The sequence below is a fragment of the Myxococcus sp. CA056 genome (genome assembly GCF_013336715.1).
Taxonomy (GTDB): Bacteria; Myxococcota; Myxococcia; order Myxococcales; family Myxococcaceae; genus Myxococcus; species Myxococcus llanfairpwllgwyngyllgogerychwyrndrobwllllantysiliogogogochensis.
On the sequence record NZ_JABUMT010000001.1, the window covers coordinates 1,117,932 to 1,133,216 of the forward strand.

The 15,285-nt window shown below is 68.5% G+C and carries 16 protein-coding genes; 6 read left to right on the top strand and 10 right to left on the bottom strand.

Annotation, left to right across the window (positions count from 1 at the left end):
* Positions 1–75 precede the first annotated feature (75 nt).
* A complete protein-coding gene (locus tag HUA76_RS04535; RefSeq protein WP_141647309.1) occupies positions 76–873 on the top strand; it encodes a TIGR00266 family protein in 798 nt (265 codons plus the stop codon).
* Positions 874–950: 77 nt separating this feature from the next.
* Here the strand turns inward: HUA76_RS04535 and HUA76_RS04540 are convergent, their stop codons facing one another.
* The 4 genes from HUA76_RS04540 to HUA76_RS04555 form a co-directional block, all read right to left on the bottom strand.
* A complete protein-coding gene (locus HUA76_RS04540; protein ID WP_174460089.1) occupies positions 951–3,356 on the bottom strand; it encodes an MYXO-CTERM sorting domain-containing protein in 2,406 nt (801 codons plus the stop codon).
* A 63-nt stretch (positions 3,357–3,419) separates the two neighbouring features.
* Positions 3,420–3,914: a hypothetical protein gene (locus tag HUA76_RS04545; protein ID WP_174460090.1), complete on the bottom strand. Its 495-nt coding sequence runs from the start codon at positions 3,912–3,914 to the stop codon at positions 3,420–3,422.
* A gap of 13 nt (positions 3,915–3,927) precedes the next feature.
* Positions 3,928–4,431 carry a cupin domain-containing protein gene (locus HUA76_RS04550; protein ID WP_174460091.1) on the bottom strand — a complete coding sequence of 168 codons (504 nt, stop codon included), beginning with the start codon at positions 4,429–4,431 and terminating at the stop codon, positions 3,928–3,930.
* Positions 4,432–4,447: 16 nt separating this feature from the next.
* Positions 4,448–5,227: a class I SAM-dependent methyltransferase gene (locus HUA76_RS04555; RefSeq protein ID WP_174460092.1), complete on the bottom strand. Its 780-nt coding sequence runs from the start codon at positions 5,225–5,227 to the stop codon at positions 4,448–4,450.
* 107 nt (positions 5,228–5,334) lie between these two features.
* Here HUA76_RS04555 and HUA76_RS04560 point away from each other — a divergent pair, with 107 nt between their 5' ends.
* From HUA76_RS04560 to HUA76_RS04570, 3 genes are all read left to right on the top strand, one after another.
* Positions 5,335–6,621: a citrate synthase gene (locus tag HUA76_RS04560; RefSeq protein WP_174460093.1), complete on the top strand. Its 1,287-nt coding sequence runs from the start codon at positions 5,335–5,337 to the stop codon at positions 6,619–6,621.
* A gap of 58 nt (positions 6,622–6,679) precedes the next feature.
* A complete protein-coding gene (locus HUA76_RS04565) occupies positions 6,680–6,967 on the top strand; it encodes a hypothetical protein (protein ID WP_174460094.1) in 288 nt (95 codons plus the stop codon).
* Positions 6,968–7,135: 168 nt separating this feature from the next.
* On the top strand, positions 7,136–7,501 hold the full coding sequence (locus HUA76_RS04570; protein ID WP_254613983.1) for a hypothetical protein: 366 nt from the start codon (positions 7,136–7,138) through the stop codon (positions 7,499–7,501).
* A gap of 108 nt (positions 7,502–7,609) precedes the next feature.
* Here HUA76_RS04570 and ychF read toward each other — a convergent pair whose 3' ends face one another.
* From ychF to HUA76_RS04600, 6 genes are all read right to left on the bottom strand, one after another.
* Positions 7,610–8,719 carry a redox-regulated ATPase YchF gene (gene ychF, locus HUA76_RS04575; RefSeq protein ID WP_174460095.1) on the bottom strand — a complete coding sequence of 370 codons (1,110 nt, stop codon included), beginning with the start codon at positions 8,717–8,719 and terminating at the stop codon, positions 7,610–7,612.
* Positions 8,720–8,764: 45 nt separating this feature from the next.
* Entirely contained in the window at positions 8,765–9,316 is a 552-nt protein-coding gene (gene atpF / locus HUA76_RS04580) for a F0F1 ATP synthase subunit B (protein WP_141647850.1), read from the bottom strand.
* 127 nt (positions 9,317–9,443) lie between these two features.
* Positions 9,444–9,677: an ATP synthase F0 subunit C gene (locus HUA76_RS04585; protein WP_141647851.1), complete on the bottom strand. Its 234-nt coding sequence runs from the start codon at positions 9,675–9,677 to the stop codon at positions 9,444–9,446.
* Between the two features lie 137 nt (positions 9,678–9,814).
* Positions 9,815–10,855, bottom strand: a complete 1,041-nt coding sequence (gene atpB, locus HUA76_RS04590) for a F0F1 ATP synthase subunit A (RefSeq protein ID WP_174460096.1) — start codon at positions 10,853–10,855, stop codon at positions 9,815–9,817.
* Entirely contained in the window at positions 10,855–11,259 is a 405-nt protein-coding gene (locus tag HUA76_RS04595) for a hypothetical protein (protein ID WP_174457007.1), read from the bottom strand. The genes atpB and HUA76_RS04595 overlap by 1 nt, the downstream gene beginning before the upstream one ends.
* Complete coding sequence (locus HUA76_RS04600) at positions 11,256–11,522, bottom strand: AtpZ/AtpI family protein (protein WP_174457008.1); 267 nt, start codon at positions 11,520–11,522, stop codon at positions 11,256–11,258. Before HUA76_RS04600 ends, HUA76_RS04595 begins: the two co-directional genes overlap by 4 nt.
* Before the next feature lie 329 nt (positions 11,523–11,851).
* Here HUA76_RS04600 and HUA76_RS04605 point away from each other — a divergent pair, with 329 nt between their 5' ends.
* On the top strand, positions 11,852–12,370 hold the full coding sequence (locus HUA76_RS04605) for a YbhB/YbcL family Raf kinase inhibitor-like protein (RefSeq protein ID WP_141647718.1): 519 nt from the start codon (positions 11,852–11,854) through the stop codon (positions 12,368–12,370).
* Positions 12,371–12,622: 252 nt separating this feature from the next.
* On the top strand, positions 12,623–15,259 hold the full coding sequence (locus tag HUA76_RS04610; protein ID WP_371823424.1) for a GAF domain-containing protein: 2,637 nt from the start codon (positions 12,623–12,625) through the stop codon (positions 15,257–15,259).
* The last annotated feature ends 26 nt before the right edge of the window (positions 15,260–15,285 follow it).

The window sequence follows — 15,285 nt, forward strand, 5'->3', positions numbered from 1 at the left end:
CCGTGTGCTCGCGGGTTGAGCCATGCAACGGGGCGGCTATGGTGCGCCGTCCCTTTACGACGACGGAGCGATTCCATGGCGCAGATGCACGAGGTCGACTTCCACATCTACGGCGACGACCTGCAGTTCGTGGAGGTGGAGCTGGACCCGCAGGAAGCGGCGGTGGCCGAGGCCGGCACCCTCATGTACATGGAGGACGGCATCGAGATGGAAACCATCTTCGGTGACGGCTCGGAGAAGAAGAGCGGCTTTCTGGGCTCGCTGCTCGGCGCGGGCAAGCGGCTGCTGACGGGCGAGTCCCTCTTCACCACCGTCTTCCTCAACCGGGGTGGCGGCAAGCGCAAGGTGGCCTTCGCGGCGCCCTATCCCGGCAAAATCATTCCGGTGAACCTGCGCGAACTGGGCGGAGAGCTGATTGCACAGAAGGACAGCTTCCTCGCGGCGGCGAAGGGCGTGTCGCTGGGCATCGCCTTCCAGAAGAAGCTGGGCACCGGCCTGTTCGGCGGCGAGGGCTTCATCATGCAGCGGCTCCAGGGCGACGGCCTCGCCTTCATCCACGCGGGAGGCACGCTGCGCGAGCGCACGCTGGGCCCCGGCGAATTGCTGCGCGTGGACACCGGCTGCATCGTCGCGTTCCAACCCACCGTGGACTACGACATCCAGATGGTGAGCGGCATCAAGACGGCCTTCTTCGGCGGCGAGGGACTCTTCTTCGCCACGCTGCGAGGGCCCGGCAAGGTGTGGCTCCAGTCCCTGCCCTTCAGCCGGCTCGCGGGCCGCATCCTCTCCGCCGCGCGTCCGGGTGGCGCGCGCGACGAGGGCAGCGTGCTCGGTGGTGTCGGCCTGGGCTCACTGCTCGGGAGCGACGACTAGGCTTTCGCGTCGCCCGCGGAGTCAACCGGTGGCGAGGCACGGCGCGCCTCGCCACTGTGGTTGGGAAGCAGGCTCCGTCACGGGCCCCGACGCCTGCGCATCAAGGTGGCCACACCCACCAGCAGGACCCACGCACCCGCCGCGCCCACGGGAGACGCGCCGCAGCCGCCGCAGCCCACGTTCAACGCGGTGGGTCCACGCACCTCGAAGCCCGTGTTCGGGGACCGGGGGCCCGGCGTTCCCGACTCGCCGTTGACCGAGTACGCCGACACGGCATGCGCCCCCATGGAGAGCGCGCTGTCCGCGGGCACGACGTGACGGAACGTGCCCGTCGAGTCCGCGACGACGGTGACCACGAGGACCCCATCCACCTCGAGTGACACGGAAGCACCGGCCTGCGCGACACCGGCGAACAGGGGCGTCGAGTCCACCAACTCACCCTCGGCGGGCACCACCAGCACGGGCGTCTCACGAGTGACCACGGCGCCACCATCTCCCGAACCCGCGTCCGGGCCCGGCGTCCCCGAGTCCACGGTTCCCGAATCCACGGTTCCCGAATCTCCAGCGTCCGGCACCGTCGTGCCCGCGTCCTCGTCCTCCAGGACGACCTCGAAGACGGTGTTGGGAGAAGTGGGCCCGGTGTCGTCATTGTTGTGCCCATGCGCGTTGACGCGGTGCGGGCCCGGAGTCAGCGGCGCGTCGTCGGGAATCTGGTAGCGGAAGCGGCCCAAGGAGTCCGTGGGGACAATGACCTCGTCGCGGTTGTCCACGTACAGACCTACCGTCAGAGCGTCGGGCGCCACGCCCGCGATGTAGGGCGTGGGGCCCGTCACCTCGCCATCCTCGGGCACGACGATGATGGGCTGGGAAATCACGGGGGCGGCGACGACGGTGAAGCTCGAGGCCCCGGGTCTGCTGTACGCGCCCAGGCCCTCGGAGATGGCGGAGACCGTGTGAGCGCCACCAGACAGGGCGGGCAGCGGCTCGTCCACCTCGGTGAAGAAGCTTCCATCGGTGCTCGACGTCACCTGGGCCAACTCAACGCCATCCACGGAGATGATGATGCGCAAGCCCGGGTCCGCCACGCCCTCGATGCGCGGCCGCGCGGAGACATCCACTGCATTCGCGGTCGGCAGGGTGATGGTCGGCGTGGCGGGCGTGGCATACGAATAGGTGTACAGCGTCACGGAACCGCCGCCTCCAACGCCCGCGCCATGCGTGGGGCCATGCGCGCCGGCGCTGGCGGACGTCACCCCCGCGGCGCCTCCCGAAGACCCCACGCCGCACGATAGCGGCGTGCCATTCAGCAGCACGTAGCCACCCGAACCACCCCCTCCTGGCCCGAGCTGGAAGGACGTCGCGAGCACGTTGCCGCCGCTCCCGCCTCGCACATCGAGTTGACCGCAGTTCAACGCGCCAGAGGTCCGCACGATGATGGAGCCACCCGCGCCTCCACCTCCGGCGCCGTCCTCGCCACCCGCCGCCAACGCGTTCACGCCCGTGACGGAGATGCGGCCCGTTCCCGAAACGTTGGCCGCGCGGAGGAACACCGCGCCTCCGCCCGCGCCTCCCGCGCTCCCCACGCCGTTGTCGCCCTCACCCGCGCCACCACCGCCGCCGAAGAGGAAAGCCTCCACAATCGAGTAGTCCATCCGCGAGCCGCCCAGGCCGCCCACGTCACGCGAGCCATCCAAGAAGGAGGAACGTCCGCCCGTTCCGCCAAAGCCCCGGTGCCCACCGCCCCCACCGCCCGCGTTGTTGCAGTTGCCGCCGCCGCCGCCGTTGAGCAGGTTGCCGCGCCCGGAGGCCGAGCCGAAGCGCTCCACCACCAGGCCCTCTCCCTTGTAGGAGCCGCCCAGCGTGGTGGAGAGGTCTCCTCCCTCGCAGGCCATGCGGGAGCCATTGTTGGTGAAGGCCCCACCCCGGAAGCCCGCGCCGTCGGCGTGGATGGCGCCGTTGTTTGTCAACGTGCCCGAGGCGAGGAAGGCCAGGATGCCTCCGCTGTTCCCATCCCAGGCAGGCGCCACGAGCGAGCCGGACGCCGTCACGCTGACGGTGCTGTATTCGGGCACCGTCACGACCTGGGCCCCCGGAGAGGTATAGGTGTACATGAGCGGCGCCGTGAGCCGGAGCACGGTGGGAGTGCCGACCGTCACCAAGGACACGCGCGCCAGCTCCCAGCGCCCCACGTCCCCGGGGCTCGTCTGGCCCGTGCTGCCCGAAGGGGTGCTGGACGGGAAGCCCATCGTCTGGTGCACCATCACCAGTCCCCCCGTCGGAGGTACCGTGGAGGTCTCCACCGCGAGCGTCGAGTCACCGCGCTGTGCGCCGGTCGGCAACCGCATCGCGGTGTTGATGATGGTGCGCGCGGTGTTGACGGTGAGGGCGCCGCTGCGAGCGTTGCCGAGACCAAAGGAGTCCGGCTCGGCCAGGACGGCGGAGGACCACAGCAGCAGGAGCGGCAGGCAGGGCGCTAAACGCATGTGCCCCCCATGCTGCCTCAGAACCTGGGATTACCGCGAGAGCATGCCAGGTCGTATCTGACGTCAGTCGACCGGACGCGTCAGCGCCCGTGCGTTTCGGGGCGCGAAGAAAGGCTGGCGCACGAGGCGCGGCAGGGTGGGCTTGTCGACACACCAGAGCTGGAGGGCGTCCTCCCATTCCCCCAGCTCGGCCACCGCGCGCACATCGGCGGCGTCGCGGTAGAGGTCATTGAGGTTGTGGACGAGGACGGAGAGGTCCTCCACCTCCCAACGCTCGGTGAGGTCTCCAGCCTGGACGTGCAGCTCCAGGACGGGGCGCTCACGGACATCCACGACCTTGAGGTTCCGCGCCGCGCCGCCCATGGCCAGGGTGAGGGGTCCCATGAGTTCGTCGGGGCGGACGCCGTATGCGACGGAGAGGCCGCCGATGAGCAGCCCCGCGTCACACAGGCGAAGCAAGGAGACGTGGGGCGGCTCGCCCCGGGGAAGCAGCTCCGTGGCGGCCTCGCGGTCCTTGAGGAGTCGCTCCCGGGTGAGCACGTCGAGCAAGGGGGACATGAGGGCGGTAACTCTATCGCTCCTCGCCGCTCCAGTAGTCCACCTCGGCGGAGAGGGGCAGGACGGTGTACAGGGTTCGCGCGGCCTTGTCGCCACCTGGGGCGGAGCCGGCGGTGACACAGACCTTCTTCGAGTCCGGGTACACCATGACGTCCGGCTCCACCATGGTGGAGAACGCGAGGTACCGGAGTGTCTCGGTGCCGTCGTTGACGAGCTGGTGCGCGCCCGTGGGGCCAATGGGGAGGGCCACGTAGTCGCCGGCCTTCACGGGCAGAGACGTGTCACCGAGGCGCAGGCGGCCGGTGCCGGAGAGGATGAAGTAGGCCTCTTCGTTGGCCAGGTGGAAGTGGAGCGGGAAGGCGTGTTTGCCGGGTGCGAGTTCCATCAGGCTGCAGCCGAGCTTCTGTCCCTTCGCGGCGGCGCCGAGTTGCTTGCGCCGGTACGAGACACGGGGGCCCTGCGTGACTTCGGTCCACGGGAGCGTGGGCTCGTGGACGACGTGGGGATGTGAGGACATGGGGTGTGCTCCGGGTTCAGGGACGCGTGGCGATGAGGGCGAAGACGCGGTGAGGGATGTCGAGCGCGGAGTGAGGGAAGCGCTCGGCGAGGAGTCGGGCGTGGGCGGCGTCGAAGCGCTCCACGTCATCCGGAGGCAGGGTGGCGCCGACCATGGCGCTGGCGCGGGAGCGGCCTCGCCAGGATTCGTGGGTGTAGGGCAGGAGCACGTCGAAGGAGAAGGTCTCCAGCGGTGTGAAGCCCGCGTCGCTGACGTCATGGAGCCATTGCGGGTAGAGGCCGACGCCGCAGCCGAAGCGAGCGTGGTCCGGTGGATTGGGATTGAAGGCGCCCATGAGGGCCTCGGTGGCGGCGACGACGTTGCCGGGCAGGGATATCCAGTCGAGGTGCGCGATGACGAGCTTGCCGCCAGGAACGAGCAGGCGAGCGGCTTCGCGCGCGGCGGCGGGACGGTCGAACCAATGCCAGCATTGACCTGCCGTCACGAGGTCAAACGCGCCGGAAGGCAGGCCCGTGGCCTCGGCGGGGGCTTCGAGTGAGTCGATGGACAGACCTGCCTCGGAGGCGAGCTGGCGTCCGGCCGCGAGCATGGACGCGGACACATCGAGCGCGGTGACCGAGCAGCCGTGTCGCGCGAGTCCTCGTGCGACGGTGCCCGTGCCGGAGCCGACGTCCACCGTACGGAGTCCGGGGCGGAGGACGTTCTCTCGGGCCAGACGGGTGAAGAAGGCATCCGGGAAGCCCATGCGGTGTTTCGAGTAGTCCTCGGACGTGCGACCAAAGTCGACGACAGGCATGACAGTGCTCCTCTCGCGTCGTCCCGAGCGCCGTATGGGCCGAAAGGCTCACATCGACACGGGAGTCGAGTCGAGTCGACAATGAATGTTCTGGAGGTTGCAGGGATATGAGTAGACGCAAGGGTGGACGCTCTCAATCTCGATTCGACCATCGACCCGAGGAGCAGCTCGTCACCGCGGTGGAGGCGGCGGCGCTCCTGGGGGTGAAGCGGGCGACGCTGTACACGTACGTGAGCCGAGGGCTCGTGCGCTGCGTGCCCGAGCCGGGGACGAAGGAGAATCGCTATGTGCGCTCGGATTTGGAGCGGCTGAAGACAAGGCATGACGCCCGTGCGGGGCACGCGGCGGTGGCCTCGGGGGCGTTGCGTTGGGGTGAGCCGGTCATCGACTCGTCCGTGTCACAGGTGGGCGCGGAGGGGCTGGCGTACCGGGGACACTCGGCGGTGGCGCTGGCGCTGGAGGGGCGGAGTCTCGAAGCGGTGGCGGAGCTGCTGTGGACGGGGAGGCTCCCGGAGCAGGACCCACGGTGGGAGAGCGAGGAGCCACCGTTTCCACCGTCGGAGCTGGCGAGACTGTTGCCGCGAGACACACCTCCGGTGGCGGCGCTGTCCGCACTGGTGCCACTGCTGGCGGCCAGGGATGTGGTGCGCTTCGCCGCGCCGCCCGAACAGGAGAAGGCGCGAGCGAGACGACTGCTGCGTCAGTTGGCGGCATGGGTGTGCGTGGCGCATGCACCGGGGCGGGTGGCTCGGGCACTGCGGGCGGGAACGGTGGCGGAGTCACTGGCGCTGGCGTGGGACACCAAGGTGAAGCGAGCACCGGAGTTGCTCAATCGCGCGCTCGTGTTGTGCGCGGACCATGAGCTGAATGTGTCGACCTTCACGGCGCGGGTGACGGCGTCATCGGGAGCGGACCTGTACGCATGCCTGTGCGCGGCACTGGGAGCGCTATCGGGTCCAAGGCACGGTGGTGCGTGTGACAGGGTGGAGGCGCTGTTGACGGAGGTGGGGAAGCCAGAGCGCGCGGCGGCCGTGGTGTACGAGCGGCTGCGCCGAGGCGAGGCAGTGCCCGGCTTCGGCCACCAGCTGTATCCCGAGGGAGACCCAAGGTCGCCGCCCATCATCGAGGCGGCAAGGGAGGTACGACCGGAGGCGCCGAGAGTCAAAGTGGCAAGAGCGGTCCAGGAGGCGATGACAGAAGCGGGACACCCAGCGCCGTCAGTGGACCTGGGACTGGTGATGCTGGCGGATGCGCTGGGCCTGCCCCCGGGAGCGGCGGCGACAATCTTCGCGGTGGGACGCGCGACGGGATGGGTCGCGCACATCCTGGAGCAAAGGGAACAAGGCCACCTGCTCCGCCCCAGGGCCCGCTATGTGCAATCGCCTCGGCAATGACTTCTCTTCCTACTCATGCTGCTGAGCAGACCTGGATGTTTGAATCGGAGAGCGTGGGATGAAGCCCCTGCACATCGTGGTGGCCCTCATCATCTTCGCGGCCTGCGTGGTCCTGTCGTGGCCCTACTGGATATTCGTTTCCAGAACCGACACAGGCGTCCCCCGTGGATTCTATGCCTGCGGCCCATTTGAAGAAGAGGGCACACTGCGCGTTCGGTATTGCATCGTCGGTGTCGACGGAATCATCCTGCGCGATGAGCGCACCGCGAGCGGTCGGACTGAACGCATCTGGTATTTGAATGCGAATGGCCGGACAGAATACGCCAGAGAGGTCATCAACCCATGAATCATCTGGGCTTGATGAACAAAGCCATTCCGAGACATACGCACAAGGCCTTTCGCTAAAGCCAGGCAACGAAGTCCGGCAATCTGACCGTCCTCATCCCAGAGTCGTGTCAGCCCGATAAAGAACACTGACCACCCGACAGAAACACGGCCTGTATCCTGAACAAGGATGTCGCCTTCCCGCCACCCCGCGCACTCCCAGGTTGGCCGCACGCGCCACACGGTGGACACTGCGCCCGTGGACACACGACGCGCCTATCCTCGATTCGCCATCGCCTCCCTCTTGGGCAACGTCGCCTTCCTCGCCTCCTGGGGTGTCCTGCTCTCACGCCCCTCCGGTTGGCTCGTGGCAGGCCCCATCCTCCTGGCCCTCTTCGTCATCCTCCGCGTGGGCGGCATGTGGCTCTACGCCCGCCAGCAGACGGAAGGCAGCCCGCGCATCCGCCGCGCCGCCCTCTTCACCACCCTGCTCGCCTTCGTCGGCGTCGGCCTCTGGGTCCTCACCGCTGTGCGCGGCCCCACCATCAGCTTCTGAGCCACCCCCCAGAAACGCCTCGCGGGCGCTCCCAGAAGGCCCCAAGGCCCTCCAGAACGCGCCCGCGCGGTACATCAGCTCGCGGCCTCAGAGGGCCGCGTCAGCCCGTCACACGTTGAAGCGGAAGTGCATGCAGTCGCCGTCCTGCACGACGTACTCCTTGCCCTCCATCCGCAGCATGCCCTTCTCCTTCACCGCGGACTCACTGCCCAGCTTCACCAGGTCCTCCCAGCGCATCACCTCGGCCTTGATGAAGCCGCGCTCGAAGTCCGTGTGGATGACGCCCGCCGCCTGCGGCGCCTTGTAGCCCTTGTGAATCGTCCAGGCGCGGCACTCCTGCTCGCCCACCGTGAAGTATGTCCACAGGCCCAACAGCGTGTAGCCCGCCCGCACCACCTTGTGCAGACCCGGCTCCGTCAGCCCCGCGCTCTCCAGGAAGCCCGGGCGCTCGGCCTCGGGAAGCTGCTGGATTTCCGACTCCAGCGCCGCCGCGAGCACCACCACCTCGAAGCCCTCCTTCGCGGCCATCTCCTTCACCGCCGCGACGTGCTTGTTGGCGTCTTCCTTCCCAATCTCGCCCTCGCCGATGTTCGCCACGTACAGCACCGGCTTGTCCGTCAGGAGGAACAGGTCGTGGATGACGGCCTTCTCCTCCTCGGTCAGCTTCTGCGCCCGCACCGTGATGGCGGCATCCAGCCCGGCCTTCACGCGGTCCAGCAGGGCGACCTCGGCCTTGGCCTCGTCACCAGCCTTGCCGCCCATCTTCGTGTTCTTCAAGGAGCGCTCGCGGCGCTTCTCCACCGTCTCCAGGTCCTTGAGGCACAGCTCCGTGTCGACCACGTCCCGGTCCCTCACCGGATTCACCCCGCCCTCGACGTGGGTGACGTTGTCGTCCTCGAAGCAGCGCAGCACGTGCAGCACCGCGTCCACCTGGCGGATGTTGCCCAGGAACTGGTTGCCCAGGCCTTCGCCCTTGGAGGCGCCGCGCACCAGGCCGGCGATGTCCACGAACTCCAGCGACGTGGGGACCTTCTTCAGCGGCTTGATGAGCTCGGAGAGCTTGTCCAGCCGCTCGTCCGGCACGGGCACCACGCCTACGTTGGGCTCGATGGTGCAGAAGGGGTAGTTGGCCGCCTGTGCGCCCGCGGCCGACAGCGCGTTGAACAGGGTGGACTTGCCCACGTTGGGCAGCCCGACGATTCCGATGGATAGCGCCATGGTGATTCCCTGGAACACGCGCGCCGGGGGGCGCGCTTCCCCGAACTAGGCCGACCGGCGGACGCCGGCGTTGCCGGAGCCGCTCAGCGGAAGGCCCTTCACGAACTGCTCCGCCAGCGCGCGGTGCTTGCTGTCGTCCATGCGCTCGCCGATGAGCTTGCCGGCCACGTCCATGGCCAGGTCCACCGCCATGGCGCGGACCTCGGCGATGGCCTTCGTCTTCTGCTCGTCGATTTCACGACGCGCGCTCAGCTTCAGCTCCTCCGCCTCCTTGCGGCTCTTCGCCATCAGCTCCTCGCGGAACTTCTCCATCTCCTGCTGGTTGCGGCGCGTCTCCTCGGCGGCCTGACGGCGGGCCTCGGAGATGGCCGTCTTCTGGTCGGCCAAGAGCTTCTCCGCCTCGGCGCGCTCACGCTTGGCGCTCTCGATGGCGGCGGAAATCTGCTTCTCACGCTCCTCGACCAGCTGAAGGATGGGTCCCCACGCCTTCGCCTTCAGGACGAAGAACACGATGACGAAGGTGACGAGGGTCCAGAAGATGAGGCCCGGCTGGACGCTCACGAGGCTGCTGGCGGCGAGGACGTTGGGCAGGAACATGGTGGCGTGTCCGGCGTGAGGGAGGAGACAGCGAGGGAGTCTTCAGGGTGAAACAGCCTGCGAAGAGGCACCGGCACCCGCGATGTGACCCGCGAGCACCGGCGCTTCCCAGGCACCTGCGTTGAAACTAGGCGGTCTTGGTCGCCAGCAGAACGCAAACAACCAGCGCGAACAGCGTGGCGCCTTCGATGAGGGCCGCGGCGATGATCATCGTGGTGCGGATGTCGCCACCGGCGGCGGGCTGACGGCCCGTGGCGTCCATGGCGGCGGCGGCGAGCTTACCGATGCCGAGCGCGGCACCGATGATGGACAGGCCAGCGCCGAAACCGGCGGCGAGGAAGGCAAGAGCGAGGTTGGTCATGGCGGTGCTTCTCTTTTCTAGCGAAGGACCCACTTGTGGGGGGGTCGTGATTCCCTTCAGGACTACCTCTGACGGCCTTTCGAACCGCCAGGTCTTCTACGCGGGGCGCCCGACTGCTCGCGCCCCGCTAACCTGTCTCAGGCGTGCGCCTTGCCGTGGTCGTGGCTGCCACCCAGCTCGGAGTGGCCGTGGTCATCCGCGTGGCCGTGGTCGTCGTGGTGATGGCCCGTGGCCACCGCCATGCCAATGAACAGCGCCGACAGCAGCGTGAAGACGTACGCCTGCACGAAGGCCACGAACAGCTCCAGCAGGTAGATGGCGAACGCGAAGGGCACGCTCACCACCGCCACCGCCGGATGGCCGAGGATGAAGATGAGGCCGATGAGGAAGAAGAGGACGATGTGGCCCGCCAGCATGTTGGCGAAAAGACGCATCGTGAGGGCGAAGGGCTTGGAGATGAGCCCGAGGATTTCCACGGGGATCATGATGATCCACAGCGACCAGTGCACGCCGCCCGTCAGGTGCTTCAGGTAGCCGCCCAGGCCCGCCGAGCGGATGCCCGCAGCCTGCGTCACGAAGAAGGTGCACAGCGCCAGGCCGCACGTGACAGCCAGGTTGCCGGTGGCCGTGGCCATCCAGGGGACGAGGCCCAGCAGGTTCATGAAGAGGATGAAGAAGAACGCGGTCAGCAGATACGGCACGTAGCGCGGGCCGTCCTCCTTGCCGATGTTCTTGATGGCCATCTCGTCACGAACGAAGAGCACCAGCATCTCGATGAGGTTGGCGCCCGTACCGCGCGGCACCAGCTTCGTCTTGTCGCGGCTGCTCCAGATGAAGATGGTGCCCAGGAGTAGCAGCGCCGCAAGCCACATCATCACCGTGTGCTTGGTGATGGAGAGGTCCAGGCAGCCCGCCATCAGCCCCGGCCAACCGGTGGGCGCCACCAGCCCGTGGTCCGTCATCACCGGCTCGCAGCTGCCGATGCGCAGCGGCGGAATCGCGCCCAGGTGGATGGGCTGGCTGAGCGGGACCTCGAGCTCGAAGTCGTTCGTGTCCGCGACGTGGTGGAGGATGTAGTCCGGAACACTCGGCTCGCTTCCCTCACCGTGGCCCCCGGACTCCGAAGCCCACGCCGTGGCCACGAACAGAGAGGCGAACAGCACCATTGCCTTGCGCATCACTCGTCTCCGCCCGCCGCGCCCTTGGACGCGGCCATCACGTAGCTGACTTCAATCCATTGCAGCGCGAAGTAGACGCCAAAGAAGCCGGCGATGAACGGCACCGGCTGCAGACCTCGCGAAATCATCCCCAAGAGCCCCACCAACACCGCCACCGCCCGCAGGCCGAAGACCACCGCCACCACCTTCATGGCCGCCTTCAGGTCTTGCTTCACCGCCCGCCGCTTCAACAACAGCGCCACCACGCCCGTCACCGCCGCCAGACCCACACCCCACAGCGCCGACACCCGGTTTTCCACCACCGTCGGCAACAGCCCCGCCACGGCCGCGCCCACCACCGCCACCCCGGCCGCCAGCCCCGCGTGGGAGCCGAAAGGGTCCTTCTCTTCGCCCTGCCCCGTCACTTCCGCTTCCCCAGTCGGGCCATCTCCCGGAGGAATCCGTAGAAGCCCACGCAGATACCCAGCAGGCTCAACCCCAGGAGCAGCCACGGCGCCGTTCCCAGCTTTCCGTCCAGCCAGTAGCCGCCCAGCACGCCCACCACCGCCCCACCCACCAGCTTCCACACCGCCGAGACGTAGGGCTCGGCCGCCCGCATGTGGCGAGCCATGGGTCCCAGCTCGCTGCCGTCCGAACCGACCTTATTTGGGGGTTCTTGCTCCACCATTCGGACGCCTCCCCAAACCCTGGGAAACCCTCGGATTTCCCATGCCACCCGATCCAACCCCTTCACACGCGGGCGCCGCTTAACACCGAATGAGCGACACGTGCAACCGCTACAGTGTCCCGGCACGGGACAGCGCCAGCGGGGGTTGCGGCACCGGCAAGCGCAGCTATCACCTCCAGAGCGGGAGCCGGCCCTTTTCGCGAGCCTCACCGAGGGCCCGCCCGCCCCGCTCCCCTGGTGCCCGGCGCCCCAGCGGCCGGGGCGTCGCTCATCCGCGCCGGGGTGTGCGCGTCGCCAGCTTGCTCCTATCCCGATTGTCGGAGGACTCCATGCCCAAGCCCCTCGTGCTGACGTCCCCCCGTTTCAAGGACGGGGACCTCATCCCCATCGCCTTCACCGGCGAAGGAGAGGACACCGCCCCACCCCTGCACTGGGAGAACCCACCCGCCGGGACGAAGAGCCTGGCGCTCATCGTCGAGGACCCGGATGCTCCGGACCCCAAGCATCCCCAGCGCATCTTCTGCCACCAGGTCCTCTACAACATCCCCCCGGGCGCCCAGGGGCTGCCGGAGGGGGCCCAGGTGGACGTGCTGCCCCCAGGGACGCGGGTGGGGCTCAACGACTTCGGCCACCAGGCGTACGGGGGCCCCATGCCCCCCATCGGCCGGCACCGGTACTTCTTCAAGCTGTACGCCCTGGACGTCGTGCTGCCGAACCTGGGCCGGCCTACCCGCAGGGATTTGTTGAAGGCGATGGAGGGCCACATCGTGGGCCAGGCGGACCTCATCGGCCTGTACGAGAAGGTCCACCACCGGGGCTCAGCGCAGGGACCCGGCGCGTCGGCCTGAGTCGCCGCCTGCTCGCTGGGAGACCTGGCGAGTTCATGGACTGACTTGTGGGCGGAGCCCTCGTTTCCGGGCCCGCCCGCATCATTTCCTGTCATCGCCCGCATCGCGCGTGACGCGCGTCAACACATGACACGGGCGTCTCGCGATGTAAGGGAAAACCGCGAGTCGTTGGCCGCGTCTGTGGTCTGGTCATCTAAGTGTCGGGAGCCCCACTTCTCCACCCTTGCATGCGGTGGAAGAGTCATGGGTGCCGTGAATCCATCCATCCGGGGCGGAGCTCCCTATGGCTCCTTCGACGAGATGTCCGTCGGCGTTTGCGTCATCCGCGAGCGTCGCTTCGTGTATGTGAATGATGCGCTCGGCATACTGGTGGGGCACCCGCGTGAGCTCATCGTGGGTCGCCCGGCGACGCTCCTCCTGACGGAGTCGAGCGTGACGGAAGTGATGGAGCAGCAGTCACGCCGACTGCGCGGTGAATCGGTGTCCAGCACCTACGAGGCGGCGCTTCGCACGGCAACAGGAGAACGACAGGTGGAGATGACCATCATTCCCAGCGGGCCCGACTGGGTGGCGCTGGTGCGCGACGTCACGTCGCGGGGCCTGCGGCGCAGCGTGCTCCAGCGGCTGGCGGAGCTGGGCGCGGGGCTGCCCTCCCTGCGCACCGAGGGCGAGGTGCTGCGGCGGGTGTTCTCCGGGCTCGAGGAACTGGGGCTCGCCTTCGCGTGGCTGTCACCCGAAGGTGAGGGGGTGCGGCTGGGGCAGACCTTCGTCCCCGTCGCGCTGGTGCCTCCGGACGCGCGGATGATGAGCGGACGGTGGGTGCGGGACGTGGTGGGCCGCTGGCCGTCCCTGCTGTTCCGGGCGTGGAAGGAGGGCTCGGCCTACTCGAATGACTTGTCACAGGAGGCGGCCTGGTTCCTCGACGGCGACCAGGCGGACCGCGCTCGGAGCGCGCTGAGCCGGGCCGGTCCGGCGCACACCATCGCCGTGCGCATCGACGTGGAGGGCCGTCCCCGCGCGATGCTGGCGGTGGCGGGGGAATGGCTGCGCGAGGAGGAGATGGCGCCGGTGCGGCTGTTTGGCGCGCAGGTGTCCGCGGCGCTCGATGCGGCGCTCACCATCTCCCGACTGTCCGCGCAGAACACGGCGCTGGCGGCGCTCAACCGGCTGGCCTCGGAGGCGGCGTCGGCGCCCCACCCGCGCGCCTTCTTCGGGCCGGGCACGGAGGAAATCGTCGGGCTGGTGGCCTGCGACGCGGTGACCATCCTGCTCCCTCAAGAGAACCAGATGGAGCTGGCGTACGCGCGCGGCATGGACCTGGAGGACGCGGACACGGACCGCTTCGCGCGGCTGTGGCTGGCGGGAGGACTGTGCAACCAGGCCCAGCAGGAGGGCGCGCCGCTGGTGGTGGAGGTGGACGACTGCCCGAACGGGCTGCGCGAGGACTTGCGACAGCGCGGCTTCCAGACGCTGGTCATCATCCCCCTGCGCGTGCGCTCCCGGGGCGTGGGCACGCTCAGCATCCTCTTCCGTGAGCCCAGGTATCTCACTCCGCTGGAGCTGGAGACGCTGCAGGCGATGGGCACCCACTTCGCGGCGGCCATCGAGACGCATCGACTGTTGCAGGAGCTGCGGGGACGCGCCGAGGACATGGCGCTGCTGCACGAGGTGGCGCGGGCCCTGGCCACCACGCTGGAGCTCGACAAGCTGCTGGCCACGGGGGTCACCAGCCTCGCGCGCATCATCGATACACCGGATGCCTATGTCCTCATGCCGAACTCCACGGGCGAGTGGCTGGAGGTCCGCGCGGTGAGTGGCAGCCACCCGGAGCTGCTCGGACGCTGCCTGCCCGCGGGCGCGCCGGATGCGTCCGCCACCGGGTTGGCCTTCCTGACGCGCGAGTTGGTGATGGTGGAGGACGCCGTCACCGACGTCCGTGTGGACCAGGAGCTGCGAGACAGCTCCTCCGCGCAGGCGTTCCTGGTGCTGCCCCTGGTGGTGCGGGACAGGCCCGTCGGGGTCATGGTCGCCACGGAGACACGGAGGACCCGCCGCTTCTCCCCCGCTGAAATCGAGCGGGCGAGCGCCATCGCCAACCAGCTCGCACTGGCCCTGGAGGGCGCGCGACTGGTGGAGGATTTGAAGGACAGCTACGTTGAGCTGGCCCGGACGCAGGAGCAGCTCGTGCGTCGCGAGCGACTGGCGGCCCTGGGCGAGCTGTCCGCCGTGGTGGCCCACGAGGTGCGAAATCCCCTGGGCGCCATCTTCAACTCGGTGGCCTCCATCCGCAGAATCATCGGCCCGGGCAGTCCGGCCGAGCCCCTGGTGGACATCGTCGCGGAGGAGGCGGACCGCCTCAACCGCATCGTCGCGGACCTGCTCACCTTCGCTCGACCTCCCGCGCCGCATCCCCATCCAGTGCCCCTGGCGCCGCTGGTGGAAGACGCGGTGCGCGGGGCGCTCGCGGAGTCACCCGGTGCGGTCCGCGTGGAGCTGGATTTGGAGGAGGACGTCCCGCCCGTAACAGTGGACGAGCGGATGATGCGTCAGGCCTTCCTCAACCTGGCCATCAACGCGATGCAGGCCATGCCACAAGGAGGACGCCTGCGGGCCGCGGTGCGCCGGGCCGCGGGTGCGCCCGAGGTCATGGTGGAGTTCAGCGACACCGGTCCGGGCATCACCGCCGAGGTGCGCGCGCGAATCTTCGAGCCCTTCTTCACCACCAAGGCCAAGGGCACCGGACTGGGGCTCGCCGTGGTGAAGCGCATCATCGAGTCCCACCAGGGACACCTCACCCTCGACTCCCAGCCGGGCACCGGCACGTGCTTCCGCCTCTACCTGCCGTTGGATTCACCCGCTTCCACGCGCCCGCTGCTGGCCGTTCCGTGACTTGAAGTCGAGAGGAGGGTGGGCTG

Coding starts and splice junctions, on each gene's coding strand:
- HUA76_RS04535 (WP_141647309.1), top strand. CDS start 76: ATGGCGCAGATGCACGAGGTCGACTTCCACATCTACGGCGACGACCTG.
- HUA76_RS04540 (WP_174460089.1), bottom strand. CDS start 3,356: ATGCGTTTAGCGCCCTGCCTGCCGCTCCTGCTGCTGTGGTCCTCCGCC.
- HUA76_RS04545 (WP_174460090.1), bottom strand. CDS start 3,914: ATGTCCCCCTTGCTCGACGTGCTCACCCGGGAGCGACTCCTCAAGGAC.
- HUA76_RS04550 (WP_174460091.1), bottom strand. CDS start 4,431: ATGTCCTCACATCCCCACGTCGTCCACGAGCCCACGCTCCCGTGGACC.
- HUA76_RS04555 (WP_174460092.1), bottom strand. CDS start 5,227: ATGCCTGTCGTCGACTTTGGTCGCACGTCCGAGGACTACTCGAAACAC.
- HUA76_RS04560 (WP_174460093.1), top strand. CDS start 5,335: ATGAGTAGACGCAAGGGTGGACGCTCTCAATCTCGATTCGACCATCGA.
- HUA76_RS04565 (WP_174460094.1), top strand. CDS start 6,680: ATGAAGCCCCTGCACATCGTGGTGGCCCTCATCATCTTCGCGGCCTGC.
- HUA76_RS04570 (WP_254613983.1), top strand. CDS start 7,136: ATGTCGCCTTCCCGCCACCCCGCGCACTCCCAGGTTGGCCGCACGCGC.
- ychF (WP_174460095.1), bottom strand. CDS start 8,719: ATGGCGCTATCCATCGGAATCGTCGGGCTGCCCAACGTGGGCAAGTCC.
- atpF (WP_141647850.1), bottom strand. CDS start 9,316: ATGTTCCTGCCCAACGTCCTCGCCGCCAGCAGCCTCGTGAGCGTCCAG.
- HUA76_RS04585 (WP_141647851.1), bottom strand. CDS start 9,677: ATGACCAACCTCGCTCTTGCCTTCCTCGCCGCCGGTTTCGGCGCTGGC.
- atpB (WP_174460096.1), bottom strand. CDS start 10,855: ATGCGCAAGGCAATGGTGCTGTTCGCCTCTCTGTTCGTGGCCACGGCG.
- HUA76_RS04600 (WP_174457008.1), bottom strand. CDS start 11,522: ATGGTGGAGCAAGAACCCCCAAATAAGGTCGGTTCGGACGGCAGCGAG.
- HUA76_RS04605 (WP_141647718.1), top strand. CDS start 11,852: ATGCCCAAGCCCCTCGTGCTGACGTCCCCCCGTTTCAAGGACGGGGAC.